The organism is Aeromonas sanarellii (assembly GCF_000820085.1).
In the GTDB taxonomy this organism is placed as follows: domain Bacteria; phylum Pseudomonadota; class Gammaproteobacteria; order Enterobacterales; family Aeromonadaceae; genus Aeromonas; species Aeromonas sanarellii.
Window position 1 is genome coordinate 33888 of record NZ_CDBN01000043.1, and the last position, 26170, is coordinate 60057.

18 protein-coding genes and 1 tRNA gene are annotated in these 26170 nt (G+C 60.3%); 11 read left to right on the forward strand and 8 right to left on the reverse strand.

Features of this window, described 5'->3' with window-relative positions; translation table 11 throughout:
* Positions 1 to 54: 54 nt before the first annotated feature.
* Together BN1132_RS09050 and BN1132_RS09055 are read right to left on the reverse strand one after the other, a co-directional pair.
* Positions 55 to 2529 (reverse strand): glycogen/starch/alpha-glucan phosphorylase, encoded by a 2475-nt coding sequence (locus BN1132_RS09050; protein WP_042076954.1) that lies wholly within the window; start codon positions 2527 to 2529, stop codon positions 55 to 57.
* 393 nt (positions 2530 to 2922) lie between these two features.
* A complete protein-coding gene (locus BN1132_RS09055; RefSeq protein ID WP_005323525.1) occupies positions 2923 to 3120 on the reverse strand; it encodes a DUF4250 domain-containing protein in 198 nt (65 codons plus the stop codon).
* A gap of 233 nt (positions 3121 to 3353) precedes the next feature.
* On the opposite strand from BN1132_RS09055, the gene BN1132_RS09060 reads away from it, so the two are divergent.
* Positions 3354 to 3833 carry a cell division inhibitor gene (locus BN1132_RS09060; RefSeq protein WP_042076955.1) on the forward strand — a complete coding sequence of 160 codons (480 nt, stop codon included), beginning with the start codon at positions 3354 to 3356 and terminating at the stop codon, positions 3831 to 3833.
* Between the two features lie 188 nt (positions 3834 to 4021).
* On the opposite strand, the gene BN1132_RS09065 is transcribed toward BN1132_RS09060, so the two are convergent.
* On the reverse strand, positions 4022 to 5545 hold the full coding sequence (locus BN1132_RS09065) for a fumarate hydratase (RefSeq protein WP_042076956.1): 1524 nt from the start codon (positions 5543 to 5545) through the stop codon (positions 4022 to 4024).
* 210 nt (positions 5546 to 5755) lie between these two features.
* Between BN1132_RS09065 and pabB the strand changes: the two genes are divergently transcribed.
* From pabB to BN1132_RS09080, 3 genes are all read left to right on the forward strand, one after another.
* Complete coding sequence (pabB, locus tag BN1132_RS09070) at positions 5756 to 7126, forward strand: aminodeoxychorismate synthase component I (protein ID WP_042076958.1); 1371 nt, start codon at positions 5756 to 5758, stop codon at positions 7124 to 7126.
* A gap of 39 nt (positions 7127 to 7165) precedes the next feature.
* Positions 7166 to 7756 carry a CoA pyrophosphatase gene (locus BN1132_RS09075; RefSeq protein ID WP_042076979.1) on the forward strand — a complete coding sequence of 197 codons (591 nt, stop codon included), beginning with the start codon at positions 7166 to 7168 and terminating at the stop codon, positions 7754 to 7756.
* A gap of 191 nt (positions 7757 to 7947) precedes the next feature.
* The gene (locus BN1132_RS09080) at positions 7948 to 9246 is read left to right on the forward strand and encodes an HAAAP family serine/threonine permease (protein WP_042076959.1); all 1299 of its coding nucleotides are present in this window, start codon (positions 7948 to 7950) and stop codon (positions 9244 to 9246) included.
* Positions 9247 to 9992: 746 nt separating this feature from the next.
* On the opposite strand, the gene sstT is transcribed toward BN1132_RS09080, so the two are convergent.
* On the reverse strand, positions 9993 to 11243 hold the full coding sequence (sstT, locus tag BN1132_RS09085) for a serine/threonine transporter SstT (protein ID WP_042076960.1): 1251 nt from the start codon (positions 11241 to 11243) through the stop codon (positions 9993 to 9995).
* A 331-nt stretch (positions 11244 to 11574) separates the two neighbouring features.
* On the opposite strand from sstT, the gene BN1132_RS09090 reads away from it, so the two are divergent.
* The 4 genes from BN1132_RS09090 (at position 11575) to BN1132_RS09105 (ending at position 18802) form a co-directional block, all read left to right on the forward strand.
* Positions 11575 to 13497, forward strand: coding sequence for a RecQ family ATP-dependent DNA helicase (locus BN1132_RS09090; RefSeq protein ID WP_042076961.1), 1923 nt, complete (start codon positions 11575 to 11577; stop codon positions 13495 to 13497).
* A gap of 555 nt (positions 13498 to 14052) precedes the next feature.
* Complete coding sequence (locus tag BN1132_RS09095) at positions 14053 to 15975, forward strand: PrkA family serine protein kinase (protein ID WP_042076962.1); 1923 nt, start codon at positions 14053 to 14055, stop codon at positions 15973 to 15975.
* A 24-nt stretch (positions 15976 to 15999) separates the two neighbouring features.
* Positions 16000 to 17271, forward strand: coding sequence for a YeaH/YhbH family protein (locus BN1132_RS09100; RefSeq protein ID WP_042076963.1), 1272 nt, complete (start codon positions 16000 to 16002; stop codon positions 17269 to 17271).
* A gap of 10 nt (positions 17272 to 17281) precedes the next feature.
* Positions 17282 to 18802, forward strand: coding sequence for a SpoVR family protein (locus BN1132_RS09105; protein WP_042076964.1), 1521 nt, complete (start codon positions 17282 to 17284; stop codon positions 18800 to 18802).
* A gap of 67 nt (positions 18803 to 18869) precedes the next feature.
* Here the strand turns inward: BN1132_RS09105 and fadR are convergent, their stop codons facing one another.
* Entirely contained in the window at positions 18870 to 19583 is a 714-nt protein-coding gene (gene fadR / locus BN1132_RS09110; RefSeq protein ID WP_042076965.1) for a fatty acid metabolism transcriptional regulator FadR, read from the reverse strand.
* Between the two features lie 333 nt (positions 19584 to 19916).
* Between fadR and nhaB the strand changes: the two genes are divergently transcribed.
* Together nhaB and dsbB are read left to right on the forward strand one after the other, a co-directional pair.
* On the forward strand, positions 19917 to 21491 hold the full coding sequence (gene nhaB, locus BN1132_RS09115) for a Na(+)/H(+) antiporter NhaB (protein WP_042076966.1): 1575 nt from the start codon (positions 19917 to 19919) through the stop codon (positions 21489 to 21491).
* A gap of 85 nt (positions 21492 to 21576) precedes the next feature.
* A complete protein-coding gene (dsbB, locus tag BN1132_RS09120) occupies positions 21577 to 22098 on the forward strand; it encodes a disulfide bond formation protein DsbB (RefSeq protein ID WP_042076967.1) in 522 nt (173 codons plus the stop codon).
* A 222-nt stretch (positions 22099 to 22320) separates the two neighbouring features.
* On the opposite strand, the gene BN1132_RS09125 is transcribed toward dsbB, so the two are convergent.
* The 3 genes from BN1132_RS09125 to uvrB form a co-directional block, all read right to left on the reverse strand.
* Positions 22321 to 22974 (reverse strand): DedA family protein, encoded by a 654-nt coding sequence (locus tag BN1132_RS09125; protein ID WP_042076968.1) that lies wholly within the window; start codon positions 22972 to 22974, stop codon positions 22321 to 22323.
* Positions 22975 to 23144: 170 nt separating this feature from the next.
* Positions 23145 to 23402, reverse strand: a complete 258-nt coding sequence (locus tag BN1132_RS09130; RefSeq protein ID WP_042076969.1) for a YkvA family protein — start codon at positions 23400 to 23402, stop codon at positions 23145 to 23147.
* Complete coding sequence (uvrB, locus tag BN1132_RS09135; protein ID WP_042076970.1) at positions 23399 to 25411, reverse strand: excinuclease ABC subunit UvrB; 2013 nt, start codon at positions 25409 to 25411, stop codon at positions 23399 to 23401. The genes BN1132_RS09130 and uvrB overlap by 4 nt, the downstream gene beginning before the upstream one ends.
* Before the next feature lie 132 nt (positions 25412 to 25543).
* Here uvrB and BN1132_RS09140 point away from each other — a divergent pair.
* Positions 25544 to 25619: transfer RNA gene (locus BN1132_RS09140), tRNA-Asn, on the forward strand.
* Positions 25620 to 26170: the final 551 nt, after the last annotated feature.

Genomic DNA, 26170 nt, shown 5'->3' on the forward strand with positions numbered 1-26170 from the left:
GAGCTGATGGCATAAAAAAACCCCGCATCGCGGGGTTTTTCATAGGGGTGGCGATCAGCCGACGCTGCAGCTCTTGAGCTTCCAGATCCGGTCCACGTAGTCCTGGATGGAGCGGTCGGAGTTGAACTTGCCCATGGTGGCGGAGTTGATGATGGCCTTCTTCGCCCACAGGGCCGGATCCCGATACCAGGCATCGATCAGCTTGTGCGCCTCGGAGTAGGACTCGAAGTCCGCCAGGGTCAGGTAGGGATCCCCCCCTTCCAGCAAGGAGCGCTTGATGGAGGCGAGCTCCCCCGGGCGACCCGGCGTGAAGTAGTCGGTATCGAACCAGTCCAGTACGGCCTTGAGCTCGGAGTTGGCGTAGTAGAAGTCGTACGGGTTGTAACCGCGCGCCTTCAGGGACTTCACCTCGTCCACGTTCAGGCCGAAGATGGCGCAGTTCTCGGCGCCCGCTTCCTCGGCGATCTCGATGTTGGCGCCGTCCAGGGTACCTATGGTGATGGCGCCGTTCAGTGCCATCTTCATGTTGCCGGTGCCGGACGCTTCATAACCGGCGGTGGAGATCTGCTCGGAGACGTCGGCCGCCGGGATCAGCTTCTCGGCCAGGCTCACGCGGTAGTTCGGCATGAACACCACTTTCAGCTTGCCCTGGATGCGGGCGTCGTTGTTGACCCGCTCCGCCAGCTTGTTGATGGCGTAGATGATGTCCTTGGCCAGCTTGTAACCGGGCGCCGCCTTGGAGCCGAAGATGAACACGCGCGGGTGCATGTCATAGTCGGGGTTCGCCAGCAGACGGCGGTAGAGCGCCATGATGTGGATGAGGTTCAGCTGCTGGCGCTTGTACTCGTGCAGACGCTTGATCTGGACGTCGAAGATCGCCTCCGCGCTCACCTCGATGCCGGTTTCGGCCTTGATGACCTTGACCAGCTTCTCCTTGTTGTGACGCTTGATGGTCATGAACTGCTGCTGGAAGGCCTGGTCGTCGGCAAACTTCACCACGCTGCGCAGCTTGTCGAGCTGCAGCGGCCATTCCTTGCCCACCACCTCGTTGTAGAGCTCGGCGAGCTCGGGGTTGCAGGCCAGCAGCCAACGACGCGGGGTCACGCCGTTGGTGACGTTGCACATCTTCTCCGGCCACAGCTCGGCGTACTCGGGGAAGAGATCCTCCTTCACCAGCTTGGAGTGGATCTCGGCCACGCCGTTCACCTTGGAGGAGCCGATGACGCACAGGTTGCCCATGCGCACCTTGCGCACGTTACCCTCTTCGATGATGGAGAGCTTGGCCTTGATGGCGTCGTTGCCCGGCCATTTCGGCTCGACCAGCTCGTTCAGGAAGCGGGCGTTGATCTCATAAATGATCTCGAGATGACGGGGCAACACCTTCTCGAACAGGCTGACGGACCACTTCTCCAGCGCTTCGGGCAGCAGGGTGTGGTTGGTGTAGGAGAAGACCTGATAGCAGATGCCCCAGGCGGTATCCCAGGTCAGCCCTTCCTCGTCCACCAGCACCCGCATCAGCTCGGGGATGGCCACTGTGGGGTGGGTGTCGTTGAGCTGGATGGCGATCTGGGCGGCAAAGTTGCCGAAATCGGCGCCATGGACCCGCTTGTAGCGACGCATGATGTCCTTGATGGAGCAGGCACAGAAGAAGTACTGCTGGATCAGGCGCAGCTCCTTGCCCGCGTCGGTCTCGTCGTTCGGGTAGAGCACCTTGGAGATGGTCTCAGCCTGGGCCTTCTCGGCCTGGGAGTCGACGTAGCCACCGGCATTGAACACGTCCCAGTCGAAGAACTCGGAGGCGCGGGATTCCCACAGGCGCAGGATGTTGACGGTGTGGCCGCCAAAACCGACGACCGGGATATCCCAGGGCACCCCTTTGATCTTGCGACCGGCGTGCCACACCTTCTTCAGGCCGCCCTTGTCACCGAACACCGTCTCCACGTAGCCGTAGAGCGGGATCTCCTGCACAGACTCGGGGCGGCAGATCTCCCAGGGGTTGCCATATTCGCGCCAGGAGTCCGGACGCTCGATCTGGCGGCCATCCTGAATTTCCTGACGGAACAGGCCGTGTTCGTAATGGATGCCATAGCCCACCGCCGGGTAGTTCAGGGTGGCCAGGGAATCGATGAAGCAGGCGGCCAGACGGCCCAGGCCGCCATTGCCGAGGGCCATGTCGGGCTCTTGCTCGCAGAGATCGGTCAGTTCCAGACCGAGTTCACCCAGCGCCTCTTCGCAGATCTTGTACAGGGAGAGGTTGTGCAGGTTGTTGGAGGTCAAACGCCCCATCAGGAATTCAGCAGATAGATAGTGAATCGCACGAGTATCTTTCTTGAAGTGAGTCTGCTGAGTGCGGGTCAGGCGCTCGTACACCTGTTCATTGACGGCGGCAGCGGTCGCTTTCCACCAGGCATCCGGAGAGGCTTTCTGTTCGCTTGTACCCAAGGTAGAACGCAGGTGACGCACGATACTCGCCTTGAGCTGATCTTTATCCAGTTGGAGATCCTGGTCTGTCTTCTTCTTGGTAGCCATAAACCATTTTCCTTCGTTACAAATAAAAATGTCATCCCATTGGGGACCGGCGCTGTTGTTATCTCAGAATATGCTCCGGCGTGGGCATACTAGCTAAAGCCAGGGGTTGAAAAGTTAACGTGAGTCACACTTTAACGCATAAAAATGACAGTTTCACCATGAAAACCCTTTCCTTAAATTTTGGGATGGGAAATAAAAATAACCTTTTAAATCAACACAATGCATGAATTCACAAAAGATAAATTCATGAATAGGTTTTCAATGTTTGCCTGCGGCTGAAAATACGTGAAAATAACTGCCAATATGATTGAAGGTGAAACCGCTTTCAATGCTTGCAATGTTCAGGCGGCAATAAAAGGAAGGTGCTCCAAGCGGAGCACCCTGCCCTGCCAATTAGCCATGGGCCTTGAACTGGTTGCTCATGGGATCATAGTGATACCCAATCTGCTGCAGACGGGTGGCCAGTTGATCCTCCGTCATGTCGTAATAAGCCAGCAGCTCTTCCAGACCATCGCACTCCAGCCGCAGCTTCTCGTTGATGATCCCGAGCAGAATGTTGGCATCCAGCCGCTGCAAGGTACTGACGTCCATCTTGCTCCCTCCTCTCGTCACACAGACTGTATAACCATGGGCGCCGACCCGCCATTTGTCTACAGCTCACAAAACACCCACCTCATGCCAAATAAAAATATTCTTTTTATTCATAACCTTAAGTATTGATATTGCCAATCTGCTCACATTTTTAGCCACAAGCGACTTGTCACTCCCGCAAGATGGAACTACTGTATGCGCATACAGCATGGTTATTCATACAGGAACAACATATGAGCCAGCCCCTGAGTCACCGCCCTCTCTCCTCCTCTGCCGGTCTGATCACCACCTGGCCCACCCGCCATCAGAGCAAGATGGGGCATGAGCAGCGGCTCGGTGCCAACCTTCACGAGACACCGCTGCTCGATGCGCTGGGCCACCTGAGCCAGAGCGACCGCGGCTGGATCCTGCTCATCGCGCCGCCCGGCCTGCCCGTCGCCGAGCAGTTGCAGGCACAGGGGATCAACCCTGCCAGGGTGCTGGTCGTGCATGGTCGCAAGATCAAGAATTGGCAGCGTCTGCTGGAGCAGAGCCTGATCAATGGCCACTGTGCCGCCGTGCTGACCTGGCTGCCCGAACAGGTTGCCCTGGATCGCGGCAGACTGAACACCCTGGGCCAGCGCGCCGGCGTCTTGACCCGCTTCTTCGAACCCGTGCCCTCCCGGGGAGGCGCCCTTGGCTACGGCGGCCAGGATGTCTACCTGAACCATTGAGTAGACCTACGGCTCCGGGCTGGTCTCTGAAAAGCCCCTTGCGTCATAGGGTTATAAGAACAGAGCACCATTATCAAGGCGTGGCGATCGGCAAACGAGGCGCACAAGAAAGGCGACCCTGAGGTCGCCTTCTGTCATCTCCATGCCGGTGGCAGTTTCCCTGCCCGACCCCCGACGGGGGCTGCGGATCACGCGAGCTTGGTATCCAGCTCGGCAATCTTGGCGGACCAGTAGGCCGGCCCGGTTTCATGGATGTTGTTGCCCTGAGAGTCGACCGCCACGGTGACCGGCATGTCTTCCACCTCGAACTCGTAGATGGCTTCCATGCCGAGATCGGCAAAGGCCACTACCCGCGCCTTCTTGATGGCTTTCGCCACCAGATAGGCGGCGCCACCGACCGCCATCAGATAAACGGCCTGGTGCTGCTTGATGCTCTCGACCGTCTTGGGGCCGCGCTCGGACTTGCCGATCATGCCGATGAGGCCGGTTTCTCCCAGCATCATGTCGGTGAACTTGTCCATCCGGGTGGAGGTCGTCGGGCCGGCCGGGCCGACCACTTCGTCACGCACCGCATCGACAGGGCCCACGTAATAGATGAAGCGGTTGGTGAAATCGACCCCTTCCGGCAGCCCTTCACCGTTCTTGAGCATGTCGGCGATGCGCTTGTGGGCGGCGTCGCGACCGGTCAGGATCTTGCCGGAGAGCAGCACGGTATCGCCACTCTTCCAGCTGGCGAGCTCGGCCTTGGTGATACCGTCGACGTTGACCCGGCGCACGTTGCCCCCCGCCTCGCGGGTGATCTCGGGCCAATCGGCCAGCTTGGGCGGGGTCAGCTCGGCCGGGCCCGAGCCATCGAGCTCGAAATGCACGTGACGGGTGGCGGCACAATTGGGGATCATCACCACGGGTTTGGAGGCGGCGTGAGTCGGCGCGGATTTCACCTTCACGTCCAGTACTGTGGTGAGGCCGCCGAGGCCCTGGGCACCAATCCCCAGCCTGTTGACCTTGTCGTAGAGCTCGACCCTCAGCTTCTCTTCGGTGGTTTGCGGACCACGGGCGATCAGCTCCTGGATGTCGATGTGCTCCATCAGGGCTTCCTTGGCGAGCACGGCCGCCTTCTCGGCGGTGCCGCCGATGCCGATGCCCAGCATGCCGGGCGGGCACCAGCCGGCCCCCATGGTCGGCACCGTCTTGAGCACCCACTCGACGATGTCGTCGGAAGGGTTGAGCATCACCATCTTGGACTTGTTCTCGGAGCCGCCACCCTTGGCCGCGATGCTCACCTCCACCTTGTCGCCGGGGATCATGTCGATGTGCACGACGGCAGGGGCATTGTCTTTGGTGTTCTTGCGGCTGCCCGCCGGATCGGCCAGCACGGAGGCGCGCAGCGGGTTGTCCGGGTTGGTATAGGCACGGCGGGTGCCTTCATCCACCATCTCCTGGACCGTCATGTCGCTGTCCCACTGCACCTGCATGCCGATCTTCACGAAGCAGGTGACGATGCCGGTATCCTGGCAGAGCGGACGATGGCCTTCGGCGGACATGCGGGAGTTGATCAGGATCTGGGCCAGGGCGTCCTTGGCAGCCGGGTTGATCTCCCTGTCATAGGCGGCCTTGGCGGCCTGAACGAAATCGAGGGGGTGGTAGAAGGAGATGTACTGCAGGGCGTCAGCAATGGAATCGATAAAGTCCTGTTTTCTAATGATGCTCATATCATCCTCACTGGTCCTTGTCCTCGCTTGCGCGAGCAAGGGCTTCCATATGAGCCGGGCCTTCGGCAGGCGGCAGGCGCGCCCGGAGCCGGCAGACTACGGCGTGTTTTTATAACGGTGTTTTTCTTAAAAATGCCGGCGGCCATGATACGCTTGAGCACCCGAACCGGCTAGGGAGCCGGGTGCAAACTGTTGCCTATGTAACAAAAAATGAAACCAAGACTGCATATCCACCATTTCGACCCGCAAACCTCGCTGCATGGCCTGTTCGCCCGGTTGCAGCACCAGCCCTGGGCCATCCTGCTGGAGTCCGCCGGTCCCCAGGGGGCCGACAACCGCTTTGACATCGTCAGCGCCGATCCCCTCGCCACCCTGGAGACCCGGGGTGACAGTACCTGCCTGAACCAGGCTGGCCACCTGAGCCACCATGACGACGATCCCCTCGCCCTGCTCGCCGACGTCCAGCGGGCCCTGCTCGGGGATCTGGTTGACGATGACTCGGGTCTGCCGTTTATCGGGGGTGCCATGGGGCTTTTTGGCTACGATCTGGGACGGCGATTCGAGCGCCTGCCAGCGCAGGCACAGGCGGACATCCAGGTGCCGGACATGGCGGTGGGGATCTACGACTGGGCACTGCTGCGGGACGTGGCGACCGACTGCTGGCAACTGGTGCACTGGGGAGACGAGACCGGACTCGCCCGTCGCCTCGCCTGGCTGATGGCGCAGACCGGGCGCTCATCTGCCCCTCTCGCCTTGCTGGGACCCTGGCAGAGCAACATGACGCGAGCCGAATACGGTGACAAGTTTGCCCGCATCCAGGCCTATCTGGCGGCGGGAGACTGCTACCAGATCAACCTGACCCAGCGTTTCAGTGCCCCCTATGAGGGAGACGAGTGGTCCGCCTATTGCGCCCTCAGCGCCGCCAACAAGGCGCCGTTCTCGGCCTTTGTCCGCCTGCCCCAGAGCGCCATTATGAGCCTCTCCCCGGAGCGCTTCCTGCTGCTCGACGAGCGCCATATCGAGACCAAGCCCATCAAGGGCACCCGCCCCCGCCATCCGGATCCCGTCATCGACGCCCGGGTGGCCGACGCGCTCGCCCACGCCGACAAGGACAGATCGGAAAACCTGATGATCGTGGATCTGCTGCGCAACGACATCGGCCGGGTGAGCCGCCCGGGTTCGGTCATTGTGCCGCACCTCTTCGCCGTGGAGTCCTTCCCCGCGGTGCATCACCTGGTCTCCACCATTCACGGGGAGCTGGACCCGCGCTGGCAAGGGGTGGATCTGCTGCGGGCCTGCTTCCCCGGCGGCTCCATCACAGGCGCCCCCAAGATCCGGGCGATGGAGATCATCGAGGAGCTGGAGCCCCACAGACGCAACGCCTACTGCGGCAGCATCGGCTACCTGAGCCAGCACGGGCGGATGGACACCAGCATCTGCATTCGCACCCTGATCGCCGAGGCAGGCCAGCTCCACTGCTGGGCGGGGGGCGGCATCATAGCCGACTCCAACCCCGACGCCGAGTATCAGGAGACCTTCGACAAGGTGGCCCGCATCCTGCCGCTGCTGGATACCCTGTGAACCCAGGCCCTCCGGGCCGCAATATGGAGACCCATGGAGATGACGAGCAGCGAGCTGCTGACCCGCTTCCTGTTGCAACGCCCCGCCCCCGCCCATCGCCTGGCGCTGGGGGGGCTCAAACCGGCGGCGGTGTTGATCCCCCTGGTGGAGCGCCCCCGGGGCCTGCACCTGTTGCTGACCCGTCGCAGTCCCGCCCTGCGCCACCATCCGGGGCAGATAAGCTTCCCCGGCGGGCGCCAGGATCCGGACGATGAGAGCCTCATCCACACGGCGCTCCGAGAGACCGAGGAGGAGCTCGGCATTCCCGCCTCCCAGATCCGGGTCATCGGCAGCCTTACCCCCCTCAACACCATCTCCCGCTACGATGTGCTGCCGGTGCTGGCCATGCTCGATCCCGGCTATCGGGTGACCCTGAGCCCGGACGAGGTGGATCAGGCCTTCGAAGTGCCCCTCAGCCATGTGCTGGATCCGGCCCATCACATCGCCCTGACCCTGCCCAGGGCGGGAAAACGCCACACCATCTACTGGATCCCCTGGGAGCACTCTTTCATCTGGGGGGCGACCGCCAGCATGATCCGCCAGCTGTCCCAACACCTCTCAGAGCAACATATTGACAACATGCAGGGATGAAGAATCGACCGATTAACATTCAAATAACACTGCATTTGATAAATAAATTTTGATTTTTTATTCTTTTGATCACATTTCTACAAGGAAGTACGGGTTTCTGCCTCATAAAGGTGAATTTGATCAACATTTTTGATGAAAAAAAAAGTATTCTTGCGCCGATTAATTAAAACCACACATTCGGGGTGAGACACATGTCCAATACAGTCACTGGCGCACAGGATGTTGCAGCCGTACAGGAGCAAGGAACCCGCTCAACCCAGGCTCGCGGTTGGAGCAAACAAGACACCACCTGGGTCATCAGCCTGTTCGGTACCGCCGTCGGCGCCGGCATCCTGTTCCTGCCCATCAACGCCGGCATGGGCGGCTTCTGGCCACTGGTGGTGATGGCGCTGCTGGTCGGCCCCATGACCTACCTGGCCCACCGCGGTCTGGCGCGTTTCGTGCTCTCCTCCAAGCAGCCCAATGCCGACATCACAGAGGTGGTGGAAGAGCACTTCGGCATGGGTGCCGGCAAGCTCATCACCCTGCTCTACTTCTTCGCCATCTACCCCATAGTGCTGATCTACGGGGTGGGCATCACCAACACGGTGGAAAGCTTCCTGGTCAACCAGCTGCAAATGACGGCGCCGCCGCGCTGGATCCTCTCCATCGTGCTGATCATGGCCATGATGTCCGTGATGCTGGCCGGCGAGAAGCTGATGCTCAAGGTCACCGAGTTCCTAGTCTACCCGCTCATCGCCATCCTGGCCGGTATCTCCCTCTACCTCATTCCGGACTGGACCGGCGCGGCCCTGAGTGAAGTGCCGAGCGCCAAGGATTTCGCCACCACCCTGTGGCTGACCATTCCGGTGCTGGTCTTCTCCTTCAACCACAGCCCGGCCATCTCCAGCTTCGCCCTGGCCCAGCGCCGCGATCACGGTGACCATGCGGTCGCCAAGTCCGACGCCATCCTCAAGCGTACCGCCGTCATCCTGCTGGGCTTCGTGATGTTCTTCGTCTTCTCCTGCGTGATGAGCCTGACACCGGCCCAGCTGGCGGAGGCCAAGTCCCAGAACATCGCCGTGCTCTCCTACCTGGCCAACCAGCATGCGAGCCCCATCATCTCCTACTTCGGCCCGCTGGTTGCCTTCGTGGCCATCGTCTCCTCCTTCTTCGGCCACTACCTGGGTGCCCGTGAAGGCCTGAAGGGGATGATCGTCCAGAACATGCGCAACTCCGGCAAGACCCCGAACCACAAGAAGATCGAACTGTTCATCATCGCCTTCTTCATCCTGACCCTGTGGGCCGTGGCCGTGATCAACCCCTCCATCCTCGGGATGATCGAGTCCCTGGGTGGCCCCATCATCGCCACCATCCTGTTCCTCATGCCCATGTACGCCATCAAGCGTGTGCCGGCCATGGCGAAATACCAGGGTCAGATCAGCAACGTCTTCGTGGCGGTCATGGGCCTCATCGCCATCTCCGCCATCCTGTATCAGCTGGTCGGTTAATCCCGCCACCGATAGTGTCGGGCCAGCCTCTGGCCCGACACTCCCCGCAGCCCGGCAGATCCCCTCTGCCGGGCTGTGTTCGTTGTGAGGATCATGCCCCCGGGATCAGGCGTTCAGATAGTCCCTTCCCGCGGCCCATGGCGCACTCCTCGGCCCAGTTCCCAGCCTTCTTGAGTACCCAGCTCCGCCTTGCCCATCCCCCTCACCCAAAGAGGGGCTCCTGCCCTCTCCCCTCATCGCCCTTTTCCCCTCGTCCTTGCAGGCGCAGCGGCATCGGCTTGCATCGCATCAGGCCCCAGCACGACGCATCCCTCTGACGGGGTTGAGCAGGACGGCAGGATCCCGCTTGGCAATAGCCCTCCGACTCAAGGGATGAACTGGTCACAGGGAACAGACACGCGCCGGTGGCGTGGCCCCTGCACTTCGCCGTACAGGCTGCCCGGTCGTATCGCCTGCCCCCCGCGCTTGCCCATCCTCTGATGCGATGCGCCACGCCGCCGCTCAGGCAGCAGGAAGCAACGTCACTCATGGCGGAACCACGGGAAGCCGCGCACGCAGACCAGCCTTGGCACCGGCACGCTGGCGGCCCAGGGTCAATTTGGGGAGCCCCCACTACGGCCATGGCGACCCTGTGGGGTGGAAGGCTAGATCCAGGGAATGCGGGACATACGGAATGTGGAGGACAGGGCCAGCAATAAAAAGCGCCCTCCGAGGAGGGCGCTGGCAACTCATGGCACGCGAGGGGATCAGGCTTCGCGGCTGGGGACCGGGGCCATGTCCAGCAGGCTTTCATCCTCGGCCATGCAGGCGGCCGCGGTGAACAGCACGTCGGTGGAGCTGTTGAGGGCCGTCTCGGCGGAATCCTGCAGCACCCCGATGATGAAGCCGACCGCCACCACCTGCATGGCGATGTCGTTGCTGATGCCAAACAGGCTGCACGCCAGCGGGATCAGCAGCAGGGAGCCACCGGCCACGCCGGAGGCGCCGCAGGCGCTGACGGTGGCGACCACGGAGAGCAGAATGGCGGTAGCCAGATCCACTTCCATCCCCAGGGTGTGAACCGCCGCCATGGAGAGCACTGTGATGGTGATGGCCGCACCGGCCATGTTGATGGTGGCACCCAGCGGGATGGAGACCGCATAGGTGTCTTCCGGCAGGCGCAGCTTCTCGGCCAGCGCCATGTTGACCGGGATGTTGGCGGCGGAGCTGCGGGTGAAGAAGGCGGTCACGCCGCTCTCTTTCAGGCAGGTCAGCACCAGGGGATAGGGGTTGCGCTTGATCTTCCAGAACACGATGAGCGGGTTGACCACGAAGGCGATGAACAGCATGCAGCCGATCAGCACCACCAGCAGCTGGGCATAGCCGAACAGCGCGTCGAAGCCGGTCTCGGCCAGGGTGGAAGCGACCAGGCCCAGGATGCCAAGCGGGGCGCAGCGGATCACGGCCTTGACGATGGTAGACACCCCGTGGGACAGGTCGGTGATCACCGCCTTGGTGCTCTCATTGGCGTGGCGCATGGCGATGCCAAGGCCGATGGCCCAGGCCAGGATGCCAATGTAGTTCGCCTCCAGCAGCGCCTTCACCGGGTTGGTCACCACGTTGAACAGCAGGGTCTGCAGCACCTCTGTGATGCCGCCCGGCGGGGAGATCTCGGCGCTGTTGGCCACCAGGTGCAGGTTGGAGGGGAACAGGAAGCTCGCGACCACGGCCACGGCAGCCGCCAGGAAGGTTCCCAGCAGATAGAGCAGCAGGATGGGTTTCATGTTGGTCTTCTGACCCTGCTTGTGCCCGATGATCGCCGCCATCACCAGCACGAAGACCAGCAAGGGTGCAACCGCCTTCAGGGCACCGACGAACAGGCTGCCAAGCAGGCCCGCCGCCTTCGCCCATTCCGGCATGAACATGGCAAGGAGGATACCGAGTACCAGACCGACCAGGATCTGGCTAACCAGACTGGTGCTGTTCACCAGTCGAATGAGGGGGTGTTGTTGTGTCATCAAATAGTCCCTGTGCACCCATGGTGCGTGAATCATTAGTCCTGTTGGCAACCCGCCCACGCAAGGACACCGGTCCGGGGACCATGGTGCCGTCGGCAGATCTTCTGCTGGATCCGTCCGTTCGCGTGGGGTTGCGGACAAGGAATATCCCATCTGCCACCGTTTTTTTCCACATAATCACTGAAAAATATCAGGGTCACCTCACAAAAAATCTACAACAATGTGATAACACAATATCAACCGCGACCAAAATGTCACCAAACCAGTCCGATCCTCGGTCAACGCTGGACCAGAAGTGGTATGATGCGGCCCTTTCTCAGGGAGCCTTGCCATGATCACCTCTTTGTTAAGCCGACACTTCGGTTTCGATCGCTTGCGGCCCGGGCAGGAAGCGGTGATCAGCCGCCTGCTGGCCGGCAAGAGTGCGGCCGCCATCTTCCCGACCGGGGCCGGCAAGTCCCTCTGCTATCAGCTACCCGCCCTCGCCCTGCCCCACCTGACTCTGGTGATCTCGCCGCTGATCGCCCTGATGCATGATCAGCTCGCCTTCTTGCAGCGCAAGGGGATCGCCGCCGCGACCCTGGACTCCAGCCAGACGCCGGAGGAGAGCCGGCGCGTGATGCAGCAGGCCAGCGATGGCCGGCTCAAGATCCTGATGATCTCGGTGGAGCGCCTCAAGAACGAGCGCTTTCGCCGCTTTATCGCCCAGATCCCCCTGTCCCTCCTGGTGGTGGACGAGGCGCACTGCATCTCGGAGTGGGGCCACAACTTTCGCCCCGATTACCTGAAGCTGCCGGATCATCGCCGCGAGCTGGCCATACCCCAGGTGCTGCTGCTGACCGCTACCGCCACCCCGGCGGTCATGGCCGACATGCAGGCCAAGTTCGGCATCGACGGGGACGATCTGGTGGTGACCGGCTTCTATCGTCCGAACCTGGATCTGGCCGTCATCCCGCTGGCCGGCAGCGCCCGCGACGCCTGGCTGCGCGAGGAGCTGCACCGGGATCCGGCCGCCCCCACCATCGTCTATGTGACCCTACAGCACAGTGCAGAGCAGTGCGCCGCGCAGTTGCAGGCCAGCGGCATCCGGGCGTGTGCCTACCATGCGGGGCTGGATCCCGCCCTGCGCAGCCAGATCCAGCACGACTTCATGGCGGGCAGGCTAGACTGCATCGTCGCCACCATCGCCTTTGGCATGGGCATCGACAAGGCCGACATTCGCCGGGTCATTCACTACGATCTGCCCAAATCCATCGAGAACTACAGCCAGGAGATAGGCCGCGCCGGGCGCGATGGCCTCCCCTCCCGCTGCACCGTGCTGGCAAGCCGCGTCCAGTTGCCAGTACTGGAAAACTTCGTCTATGGGGATACACCCGACCGCACCGCCATCTTGGGGCTGCTCGGGATCCTGCAAGAGGCTGGCAGCGAGTGGGAATTTGGTCTGCTGCGCCTCTCCAACGAGACCAACATCCGCCAGTTGCCCCTCAAGACCCTGCTGGTCTATCTGGAGATGGCGGGCATCATAGCGCCGGCCTACAACTACTTTGCCGCGTACCGCTTCAGGTTCGTGCTGGAAAAGCAGGCGATCCTGGCCCGATTCGATCCCAAGCGCCGCCAGTTTCTGGAGCAGGTGTTTGCCTGCGCCCCCCAGGCGCGCACCTGGTGCACCATGGACTTCGAGGCGCTGTGGCAAGGCTATCAGGGGGAACGCCAGCGCGCCGCGGCAGCGCTGGATTATCTGCAGCAGCAGGGCTGCATAGAGCTTGAAAGTAAACAGATGACCGAGGTGTATCGGGTGTTGCGCCAGGGGATCGACGTGGCGTCGCTGGCAGATCAGCTCCATGCCCTGTTCGAGCAAAAAGAGCAGAGTGAACTGGCCCGGCTGCAAGCCCTGCTGACCTTCTTCTCCTCGACCACCTGTCTCAGCCATGAGTTGGCCCGCTATTTTGCCGATGACGAGGCCCCCGAGCGGTGCGGGCACTGCTCCGTTTGCCGGGGAGAGGTCGCCCTATTGCCCCCGTTGCCGACGCCCGCCCTGCCGAACGAGCATGGCCTGCGCGCCTGGTGCGATCCCCTGGTGGCCCTGTGTCGCAGCCGGGATCCCCGCCTGCTGACCCGCTTCCTGTGCGGCATCGCCACCCCGCTGACCACCCGGCTCAAGGCCAGGAGCCTGGCCGGTTTTGGCCAGCTGGCGGCCCATCCCTTCGCGGACGTGCTGGCGGCGGTCTCCCGCCTCTATCCCGACGAATCCTGATCTGCCGGATGCTGAAAAAATAAGACCCTCGCGGGTGCGAGGGTCAAGCCAACGGAAACGTGCTTAAACAGAGCTTAGTATCTGCACAGTCACCCACTCTCTTGCTAAAGCGATGGCTGCTCGACACAGGGCCAATCTAAAGCAGCCAAAATGTAGCGTCAATGTAAAAATTAGAGTTAAAGCACCAAACCAAGTGCATTACGTTGACGTAAACGACATCGCATTTCCTCTCCTTACGCCTCTATCCCTTGCCCCGCCTGCTGCACGCCACCGCAAGACGGACAACCCGCGTTTTCCGCCCGTACCGCACAAATATTTATTTTTTATGTCTTTGACATCGGCATCATTGTCGTGGCAAAAATAATTTAACAGTCAGTAACATAGGTATGTCATTGGCTGTCTCTTCCCGCACCAGGATCGGGAAGCTCCCGTACAAACTTAAACCAATGATGGCGATGGATTACTGGGGGCTGTTGACTAGGCTTAAGAGGTAAACAGAACAAAAGTAGTGATCCACTCTTTTTCAGGGCAAGCGACTATAACGAGGGCTAAGTTATGGGCATCTTCGAGCACTATCAACAGCGGTATGAGAAGGCCAGAGAGGAGGAGTACAGCATCCAGGAGTTTCTGGATATGTGCAAACAGGACAAATCCTGCTACGCCTCCGCCGCAGAACGCCTGCTGACCGCCATCGGCGAGCCGGAAATGATCGATACCTCGACCAATCCGCGCCTCAGCCGCCTCTTTTCCAACCGCGTCGTCGCGCGCTATCCCGCTTTCAAAGACTTCTATGGCATGGAAGATGCCATCGAGCAGATCGTCTCCTATCTCAAGCACTCGGCCCAGGGCCTAGAAGAGAAGAAACAGATCCTCTACCTGCTTGGCCCCGTCGGCGGTGGTAAATCCTCGCTGGCAGAGAAACTCAAGTCCCTGATGCAGAAAGTTCCCATCTATCGCATCAAGGGCTCACCGGTCAACGATCACCCCTTCTGCCTGTTCGACATCGAAGAGGATGGCGAGATCCTGGAGAAGGAATACGGCATCCCGCGCCGCTACCTGAGGCCCATCATGTCCCCCTGGGTCGCCAAGCGCCTGCACGAATTTGGCGGCGACATCACCAAGTTCAAGGTGGAGAAGGTCAACCCCTCCATCCTGGATCAGATCGCCATCGCCAAGACGGAGCCTGGCGATGACAACAACCAGGACATCTCCTCCCTGGTCGGCAAGGTCGACATCCGCATGCTGGAACACTATGCCCAGGACGATGCCGACGCCTACTCCTACTCCGGCGCCCTGTGCAAGGCGAACCAGGGGATGATGGAGTTCGTGGAGATGTTCAAGGCTCCCATCAAGGTGCTTCACCCGCTGCTGACCGCCACCCAGGAGGGCAACTACAACGGCACCGAGGGGCTGTCCGCCCTGCCCTTCGACGGCATCCTGCTGGCCCACTCCAACGAATCCGAGTGGCAGCAGTTCCGCAACAACAAGAACAACGAGGCTTTCCTCGACCGGGTTTACATCGTCAAGGTGCCCTATTGCCTGCGGGTCTCGGAGGAGGTGAAGATCTATGAAAAACTGCTGTTCAACAGCGAGCTGACCGATGCCAAGTGCGCCCCGGGGACCCTGGAGCTGCTGGGCCAGTTCTCGGTGCTCTCTCGCCTGAAAGAACCGGAAAACTCCAGCCTCTACTCCAAGATGCGGGTCTATGACGGCGAGAGCCTGAAAGACACGGATCCCAAGGCCAAGAGCTATCAGGAGTATCGCGACTACGCCGGGGTGGACGAGGGCATGAACGGCCTGTCGACCCGCTTCGCGTTCAAGATCCTCTCCCGCGTCTTCAACTTCGACCACGCGGAAGTAGCTGCCAACCCGGTGCACCTCTTCTATGTACTGGAGCAGCAGATCGAGCGGGAACAGTTCCCGCAGGAGCTGCACGATCGCTATCTGGAGTTCATCAAGGGCTATCTGACCCCGCGCTACGTGGAGTTCATCGGCAAGGAGATCCAGACCGCCTATCTCGAGTCCTACTCCGAGTACGGCCAGAACATCTTCGATCGCTACGTCACCTACGCCGACTTCTGGATCCAGGATCAGGAGTATCGTGACCCCGAGACCGGCCAGCTGTTTGACCGCGCATCCCTCAACAGCGAGCTGGAAAAGATAGAAAAACCCGCCGGAATCAGCAACCCGAAAGATTTCCGCAACGAGATCGTCAACTTCGTGCTGCGTGCCCGGGCCAACAACGCAGGCCGTAACCCCAACTGGACCAGTTACGAGAAGCTGCGCACCGTGATCGAGAAGAAGATGTTCTCCAACACGGAAGAGCTGCTGCCGGTTATCTCCTTCAACAGCAAAACCTCGGCTGAGGAGCAGAAGAAGCACGATAACTTTGTAGAACGGATGATGGAGAAGGGCTACACCCGCAAACAGGTGCGCCTGCTCTCCGAGTGGTATCTCAGGGTACGCAAGTCATCCTGACCCTGCCGTGTTCAAGGGGGAGTTATGGCGCATTTTATCGACCGCAGGCTCAACGGCAAAAACAAAAGCGCTGTCAATCGGCAGCGCTTCATTCGCCGCTACAAGAAGCAGATAAAACAAGCGGTCTCGGATGCTGTCTCCAAACGCAGCATCCAGGACGTGGACAAGGGCGAGAGCATCAGCATCCCGACCAAGGACATCGGCGAGCCCCATTTTCATCAGGGGCAAGGCGGCAAACGGGAGATGGTGCATCCTGGCAACGATCAGTTCGTCTCCGGCGACAAGATTGACCGTCCCAAGGGAGGGGGCAGCGGTCAGGGCACAGGTGAAGGCCAGGCCTCGGATCAGGGGGAAGGCGTGGATGACTTCGTCTTCCAGATCTCCAAGGATGAATACCTCGATCTGCTGTTCGAGGATCTCGAGCTGCCACGGCTGCAAAAGACCCAGCTCAACCAGCTGATGGAGATGAAGACCTACCGGGCGGGCTACACCTCCAACGGGGTGCCCGCCAACATCAACGTGGTGAGATCCTTGCAAAACTCGCTGGCACGCCGCATGGCGCTGCAGGCAGGCAAGAAACGCCAGCTGCGCGAACTGGAGGAGCGGCTGGCCCAGCTGGTTCGCGAACCCAACGACCATTTCGCCGAGATGGCCCAGCTCGAGAAAGAGATCCGTGAGCTGAAGCGGCGCATCGAGGCGGTGCCCTTTATCGACACCTTCGATCTCAAGTTCAACAACTTCGTCAAACGACCCGTTCCCTCCAGCCAGGCGGTGATGTTCTGCCTGATGGATGTTTCCGGCTCCATGGATCAGGCCACCAAGGAGATGGCCAAGCGTTTCTACATTCTGCTCTATCTGTTCCTGAGTCGGACCTACAAGAATGTGGAAGTGGTCTACATTCGTCACCACACCCAGGCCAAGGAGGTGGACGAGCACGAGTTCTTCTACTCCCAGGAGACCGGCGGCACCATAGTCTCCAGCGCACTCAAGATGATGAACGACATCATCAACGAGCGTTACCCGGCCAACCAGTGGAACATCTATGCGGCACAGGCGTCCGACGGGGACAACTGGGCGGATGACTCCCCCCAGTGCAGGGAGATCCTGATGCGCGACATCATGCCTAGGGTGCGCTACTACTCCTACATCGAGATCACTACCCGCGCCCACCAGACCCTGTGGCACGAGTACGAGGCGGTGGCCGAGCAGTATGCCCACTTCGCGATGGAGCACATCCGCAAGGTGGAAGACATCTATCCGGTCTTCCGGGAGCTGTTCAAGAAGCAAGCGGCTTGAGGGATCACATATGGTAGAAACCGCGAGAAAAATAGCGCCGCTGGACGATGGTCCTGACTGGAACTTCGATCTGCTGGAGATCTATCACCAGGAGATAGCCCGGGTTGCCAAGTTCTATCGGCTGGACACCTACCCCAACCAGATCGAGGTGATCACGGCGGAGCAGATGATGGATGCCTACTCCAGCGTCGGCATGCCCATCGGCTACCAGCACTGGTCGTTCGGCAAGCGCTTCATCCATACCGAGCGCAACTACAAGCGCGGCCAGATGGGGCTGGCTTACGAGATCGTCATCAATTCGGATCCCTGCATCGCCTACCTGATGGAGGAGAACACCATGCCGATGCAGGCCCTGGTGATGGCTCATGCCTGCTATGGCCACAACTCCTTCTTCAAGAACAACTATCTGTTCAAGGCCTGGACCGATGCCTCCTCCATCATCGATTACCTGCTGTTCGCCAAAAACTACATCACCGAGTGCGAGGAGAAACACGGTATCGATGCGGTCGAACGCCTGCTCGACTCCTGTCATGCCCTGATGAACTTCGGGGTGGATCGCTACAAGCGCCCCCAGAAGATCTCGCTGGCCGAAGAGAAACGGCGCCAGAAGGCGCGGGAAGACTATCTGCAGACCCAGGTCAACGAGCTGTGGCGCACCCTGCCCAAGCAGCACAAGATCTCCGGTGTCGAGGACAGGCGTTATCCGGCCGAGCCCCAGGAGAACATTCTCTACTTCATCGAGAAGAATGCTCCCCTGCTCGAGCCCTGGCAGCGGGAAGTGGTGCGCATCGTGCGCAAGATCAGCCAGTACTTCTACCCGCAGAAACAGACCCAGGTGATGAACGAGGGATGGGCCACCTTCTGGCACTACACCATCCTCAATCACCTCTATGACGAGGGGAAGATCAGCGACCGCTTCATGATAGAAGTGCTCCACAGCCACACCAACGTGGTATACCAGCCCCCCTACAACAGCCGTTACTACTCCGGCATCAACCCCTACGCCCTCGGCTTCGCCATGTTCACGGACTTGCGCCGCATCTGCGAGCACCCGACCGAGGAGGACAGGCATTGGTTCCCCGACTATGCCGGTACCAACTGGGTCGATACCCTGCACTTCGCCATGCAGAACTTCAAGGACGAGAGCTTCATCAGCCAGTTCCTCAGTCCCAAGGTGATGCGCGACATGAAGCTGTTTGCCATCGACGACGACGATCTGAAGAACTACCTCAGGGTCTCCGCCATCCACAACGAGGAGGGCTACCGGCTGGTGCGCAACACGCTGTCAGCCCAGTACAATCTGAGCAACCTGGAGCCCAACATTCAGGTCTACAACGTGGCGGTGAAGGGCGATCGCTCCCTCACCCTGCGCTACGTGCCCCACAACCGCATTCCCCTGGGTGAGTCGCGCCACGAGGTGCTCAAGCACCTGCACCAGCTGTGGGGGTTCGATGTGATACTGGAGCAGGACAACGGCGAGCTCTCCGCGGACATCATAGGTCGCTGCCCGGATCGCAAGAGCGCCACCTGATGGGCAAGGCGGGAGTCGCAAGCATAAAAAAACGCGCCATCAGGCGCGTTTTTCTTGGTCGCGGCAATCAGTTGTCACACAGATTGCTTGGCATGTCCTGGCGCAACCGGGTCCACAACTTGCCCGACTCGATGCCGTACTGACGCACCGTCATGAACACGGCTTCGTGGTCCTTGGTCTCGGCCAGTTTCAGCAGCGTCTTGTAGTAGGCATCCGCCGTCTCGCGCGCCTGCTTGTCGGAGAAGTAATAACGCCCGACGCGGCTATAGAGCCCCTTGAACCCGTTGAGGATCAAGGCATAGATGGGGTTACCCGAAGCAAACGAGAGCTGGTGGTGCAGACGGTAATCGAAGTCCGCATAGGCTTCGGCCGTGTTTTCCACCTCGTCGGCACCGCGCAGGATCTCGGCGGCCTGATCCGGATTGTTGCGAATGGCGCCACGGATGAAGATGGTGCAGATGTTGGTGCGAGCCGACAGCAACTGGGCCACCAGATCCGGCACCTTGTCCTGATCGAGGCGCGCCAGGGTCTCCAGGATATTGAGGCCTGAGGTTTCCCAGAAGTTGTTCACCTTGGTCGGTTTGCCATGCTGGATGGTGAGCCAGCCATCGCGGGCAAGGCGCTGCAGCACTTCGCGCAAGGTAGTGCGAGTCACGCCAATCAGCTCGGACAATTCACGCTCCGCCGGCAGAATGGATCCAGGAGGAAAGCGATTGTTCCAGATGGACTCGATGATGTATTCCTCGGCAAACCCGGCAGGGCTTTGCGCTTTTATGACCATGTAGTGACTCTGTTGTAGTACGTAAAAAGGCTCACGAATAATAGCAAAGCCGGTCATGCTGGCAAGCATAAGGTCAGTCCTCTGCTCACATTAACCCGATCTTTTTGTTAAAAATATGTATGCAGCGACAACGCGAGAGCCAACCAACCCCCAATGGGGGTGTGATACGCACTTCATCGCTGTGCAAGTTTCGCCACGTTATTTATAGTTATCGCTCCCTTGATTAAAATCATGTGCAATCAATCTGATACAGGTGAATATCCGGAAGTTCGGGTCGAGCCGGGCTCGACTGCATAGACGCAGATACCAACAACAGAACCGAGAACCATCATTATGCCAATCAGCCTAGGGCGCGCGTTTACAAAGAATTTTCTGGGCAATGCCCCGCGATGGTACAAGCTTGCCATCGTCCTATTCCTGCTGATCAATCCGATCGTCTTTCACCTTGATCCCTTCCTGGCTGGCTGGCTGCTGGTCGTCGAGTTCATCTTCACCCTGGCCATGGCCCTCAAGTGCTACCCCTTGCAACCCGGCGGCCTGCTGGCCATCGAAGCGGTACTCATCGGCATGACCTCGGCCGACCAGATCAAACATGAGCTGGTGGCCAATATAGAAGTGCTGCTGCTACTGGTCTTCATGGTGGCCGGCATCTACTTCATGAAGCAGTTGCTGCTCTATGTCTTCACCAAGATGCTGGTGCGCATCCACTCCAAGACGCTGCTCTCCCTCGCCTTCTGCCTGGTGTCGGCTTTTTTGTCCGCCTTCCTCGATGCCCTGACCGTGATCGCCGTGGTGATCAGCGTCGCCACCGGTTTCTACGCCATCTACCACAAGGTGGCCTCACGGGATGAGTCCGGCAACCTGCACCACGATGACGAGGAGATCGACGAGCTCTCCCGTCGGCATCTGAACGAATTTCGGGCCTTCTTGCGCAGCCTGATGATGCACGCGGCCATAGGTACCGCACTGGGGGGTGTCTGCACCCTGGTCGGCGAGCCCCAGAACCTCATCATCGGCGAGCAGGCAGGTTGGCATTTCGGCGAGTTTGCCGTTCGCATGTCTCCCGTCACCGTCCCCGTGTTTCTCTGCGGTCTGCTCACCTGCATCCTGGTCGAAAGGTTCCGCTGGTTCGGCTATGGCACCCGGCTGCCCGAGCCCGTACGCCACATCATGGAAGCGTACGAACGCGAGGAAGAAGCCCAGCGTACCCCGCAAGACAAGGCCAAGCTGATCGTCCAGGCACTGATCGCCACCTGGCTTATCACGGGGCTGGCCCTGCATCTGGCCGCCGTGGGGCTGATCGGCCTGACCGTCATCGTGCTCGCCACCGCCTTCACCGGCATCACCGAGGAACACGCCCTCGGCAAGGCCTTCCATGAGGCGCTGCCCTTCACCGCCCTGCTCACCGTCTTCTTCAGCGTGGTGGCGGTGATCATCGATCAACAGCTGTTCAAGCCGGTGATCCAGTGGGTGCTGGCGGCCAAGCCCGAGGATCAGCTCGCCCTGTTCTATCTGGCCAACGGCCTGCTCTCCATGGTCAGTGACAACGTCTTCGTCGGCACTGTCTACATCAACGAGGTGAAGACGGCGCTGATCAACGGGGCCATCAGCCGCGCCCACTTCGATCTGCTGGCGGTGGCCATCAACACGGGCACCAACCTGCCCTCGGTCGCCACCCCCAACGGCCAGGCCGCCTTCCTGTTCATGCTGACCTCGGCCCTGGCCCCCCTGCTGCGCCTCTCGTACGGCCGCATGGTATGGATGGCCCTGCCCTATACCCTGGTACTGGGCCTGGTCGGTTTCTTCTCCGTGGAGCTGTTGCTCGGCCCCGCCACCGAATGGTTCTACCAGGCGGGTTGGCTGATGGAGCACGCCGCCGTGCCTCTGTCGGCGCCGGCGGCACACTGATGGTGAAAGGGGCTGTACGGCCCCTTTCTTTTTGGATGGGGCTCTGCTCTAATTCAGCCACTATTTTCTCTGTGAGATCAATCAGATGATCGAGTTTCTTCGCCGCATTGCCAGCCATCGTCTGGCCTGGGGATTGCTGGCCGCGTCCGCTCTCTTCCTCGAACTGTGCGCCCTCTTCTTCCAGCACGTGCTGGTCCTGCACCCTTGTGTCATGTGCATCTACGAGCGGATCGCCATCCTGGGCGTGCTGGCGGCCGGCCTGCTCGGCATGGTGGCGCCCCAGAAGTGGTATGTGCGCTGGAGCGCCATGCTGCTGTGGGGCTACAGCGCCTTCTGGGGCCTGAAGCTGGCGCTCAAGCATGTGGATTATCAGATGAACCCCTCCCCCTTCAACGTGTGCGAGGGCTTTGTCGACTTCCCCAGCTGGGCGCCGCTGGATCAGTGGATCCCCTGGATGTTCTATCCGGACGGAGATTGCAGCGAGATCAGCTGGCAATTCCTCGGCTTCTCCATGCCCCAGTGGCTGGTCGCCATCTTCGCCGCCTATCTGCTGGTCTTTGTGGTGGTCGCCATCGGCAACCTGATCAAGGGTCGCTGCTGCAACTGAGCCGGGAGGCACGCATAAACAAAGGAGGGAGCCGATGGCTCCCTCCTTTGTTTATGCGTCAGATCACGCCTGGACCATAGTTCCACAGCGGTGAGTTGCCATCTTCGTCTCCAGATTGCCGATTGCCATCGTGACCATCGGCAATCTGACAGTGAGCAGGCCACAAACAGAAAGGGAGCCATCGGCTCCCTTTCTCATTTCATTGCCACAGGGACAAGAAGCTCAGGAGGCCACCTTGCCGGCATCCATCCTGGCCTTCACCATGCCGACCACCATGGGCAGCAGGGAGATGCCGATGATGCCGAAGATGAGCAGGGTGAAGTTGTGACGCACCACCGGCAGATTGCCGAAGAAGTGGCCCGCATAGACGAAGGAGAGCACCCACAGGAGGCCGCCCACCAGATTGAACGCCAGGAAGCGTGGATAGGTCATGGCACCCATCCCCGCCACGAAGGGCGCAAAGGTGCGCACTATGGGCAGGAAGCGGGTGATGATGATGGTCTTGCCCCCGTGCTTGGCATAGAAGGCGTGGGTCTTGACCAGGTAATCGCGGCGGAAGATCTTCGAGTCCGGATTGCGGAACAGCTGCTCGCCGAAGAAGTGCCCTATGGTGTAGTTCACCACGTTGCCGAGCACAGCGGCGATGATCAGCACCCCTGCCAGGGTATGCACGTCCAGCACGCTGCCCACCGTCAGGGCCCCGGCGGCAAACAGCAGGGAGTCGCCAGGCAGGAAGGGTGTGACCACCAGGCCTGTCTCGCAGAAGATGATGAGAAACAGGATGGCGTACACCCAGATCCCGTAGTGTTCGAACAGCTCTTTCAGGTGCACGTCAACGTGCAGGATAAAGTCGATGGCAAAGAGGATCAGATCCATTTTTTGGGTACTCATGAAGTGAACGGCGTGGAGTCTACGCCAATGAGACCTGGCTCACAATCACCCCATGGTCCCCTTTTTCGCCCTCATACAAAAGGAGCCATTCAATACCCTTAACTGGCGCACCCGGTGGCAAGAAAAAAACTGCCATGAACGGGGTCAGATTGGGATCAATCGGCCTTGTCCAGAGAGGTCAGCACGACATCGGGCAAGCACCTCTCCCAGCCCCATAACAGAAGCAGCAACAGGCTGATATCGTCGAGCCAGCCAAAGAGCGGCACCAGGTCGGGCACCAGATCCACCGGGCTGATGCCGTAGAGCAGAATAAAGATGACCAGCCCCCGCGCCCACCAGGGGGTGGCCGGATGGCGAAACCCCAGGTAGAGGCGGCGCAGCCGCCGCCAGATAAGCCAGCGTCTGGCGCTCACGACTCGATCAACTCGCTGCGCAGCCGCTGGATCTGATCCCGCAGCGCCGCCGCCTGTTCGAACTCCAGATCCCGCGCATGCTGGAACATCTGCTCCTCCATTCGTTTGATCTCCTTGGCGATCTCGCTGGCGGAACGGGCGTGGTACTCCCCTTGCGGTTCGGCGGCCTTGCGGCTTCCCTTGCCGGCCTTGCCCGCGGTGCGGCTGCCCCCCATGTCCATCACATCGCCGACGGACTTGTTGAGCCCCTTCGGCGTGATGCCGTGCTCCAGGTTATGGGCGTGCTGCAGGGCGCGGCGCCGTTCAGTCTCTTCAATCGCCACCTTCATGGAGTTGGTGATGGTATCCCCGTAGAGGATCACCTTGCCGTTGAGGTTGCGTGCCGCCCGACCTATGGTCTGGATAAGCGAACGGGTGGAGCGCAGGAAGCCCTCTTTATCTGCATCCAGGATGGCCACCAGGGAAACCTCCGGCATGTCGAGGCCTTCGCGCAGCAGGTTGATGCCCACCAGCACGTCGAATTTGCCAAGGCGCAGATCGCGGATGATCTCCACCCGCTCCACTGTGTCGATGTCCGAGTGCAGATAGCGCACCCGCACCTCGTGATCCGCCAGGTATTCGGTCAAGTCCTCCGCCATCCGCTTGGTGAGGGTGGTGACCAGCACCCGCTCCTCCACCGCCACCCGCTTGCGGATCTCGGAGAGCAGATCGTCCACCTGGGTGCTGACCGGCCGCACTTCCACCTCGGGGTCAAGCAGACCGGTGGGGCGCACCACCTGCTGCACCACATCGCCGCCGGATTTGTCCAGCTCATAGGGGCCCGGGGTCGCCGAGACGAACACCGTCTGCGGCATCAGCGCCTCGAACTCGTCGAACTTGAGCGGCCGGTTGTCCAGCGCCGACGGCAGCCGGAAGCCGTACTCCACCAGGGTCTCCTTGCGGGATCTGTCCCCTTTGAACATGGCGCCGATCTGCGGCACCGTGACGTGGGATTCGTCGATGATGAGCAGGCCGTCCCCCGGCAGGTAGTCAAACAGGGTGGGCGGCGGCTCCCCCGGCGCGCGGCCGGAGAGGTAGCGGCTGTAGTTCTCGATGCCGGAGCAGTAGCCGAGCTCCTGCATCATCTCCATGTCGAACTGGGTGCGCTGGCTGATGCGCTGCTCCTCCACCAGCTTGCCCAGCGACAACAGCTGCTCACGGCGACTCTTGAGCTCCTCCTTGATGTGCTCAATGGCGCCGAGTATGGTCTCGCGCGGGGTGGCATAGTGGGTCTTGGGGTAGATGGTGTAGCGCACCACCGTCTGCTCGATGGCGCCGGTCAGCGGGTCGAACAGGGAGAGGCGCTCCACTTCTTCGTCAAACAGCTCTACCCGCAGGGCCAGCTTGTCCGATTCGGCGGGGTAGATGTCGATCACCTCCCCCCGTACCCGGAAGGTACCGCGCTGGAATGCCATGTCGTTGCGGGTGTACTGCAGCTCGGCGAGGCGACGCAGGATATCCCGCTGATTGATCAGGTCCCCCACTTTCAGGTGCAGCATCATGCTGAGGTAGGCCTGGGGATCCCCCAGGCCATAGATGGCCGACACCGAGGCGACGATCACCACGTCGCGCCGCTCCAGCAGCGCCTTGGTGGCCGAGAGCCGCATCTGCTCGATGTGATCGTTTATGGAGGCATCCTTCTCTATAAAGGTGTCCGTGGTCGGCACATAGGCTTCCGGCTGGTAGTAGTCGTAGTAGGAGACGAAATACTCCACCGAGTTCTCGGGGAAGAACTCCTTCATTTCCCCGTAGAGCTGGGCCGCCAGCGTCTTGTTGGGCGCCAGTATCATGGTGGGGCGATTGAGAGTCGCGATGACGTTGGCCATGGTGAAGGTCTTGCCCGAGCCGGTCACCCCGAGCAGGGTCTGGTGGGCCAACCCGGACTCTATGCCGTCGAGCAGCTGGGCGATGGCCCTCGGCTGATCCCCGGCGGGTTGAAATTGGCTGGCCAACTGAAATAACTTGCTCATGACGACTCCCGGCAAAAAACGGCAAGAGTGCAGTGTACCCCGAGTTGACGGGCCTGGGTATCCGCCGGCCTGCCCTGATGGCTATTGACCCCGAAATACGACCTCTGTATGATGCACCTCCTTGCCTGATGTTCCCCCGTAGTTCAGTCGGTAGAACGGCGGACTGTTAATCCGTATGTCACTGGTTCAAGTCCAGTCGGGGGAGCCAATTCCTCACCATCTCGGTGCAAGTTATCCACTTTAGTGCTTTCCTCTGCCAATTTTAATGCACAAGCCCTGCCTTGCTGCACGCCTCCCTTTTGATCCCCCGTCACTGACCGGCAGCGTTTTGTTCTGCCGCACATAACTATTTGATTTTTATAGAAACAATTTATTGCCGGTATTTTTTGAACAGCCCTTGAAGCCCAGTATTGGCGCGGGATACAGCCTGATCACCAAGTTTCATGAACAGGGTTATCCACAGTTTCTGTGGGTAAGTTGACCAAAGCCAATGTTCATCTGGGTTGGCAGCGATTGTCTCCGGTTTGGCGAGGCGACGCACCGCTCGCCCCATTTTCTGCTGTTTTTGTCCGCCCCCCTAAATGGGGTCAACCAGGGCAACGCCCCCACCACGGCGCGGTCTTTTTTCGCCATGCCCCGTGTCACGGGTCAGCCCTCGCCGGACGACAAATGGGGTTCTTTTGTATCCCTTAACTGACCTCAGTGAAAAATGCTGAAAACCATGCCCAATCGCTCCCCATACAGCAGGTAATAAATTGT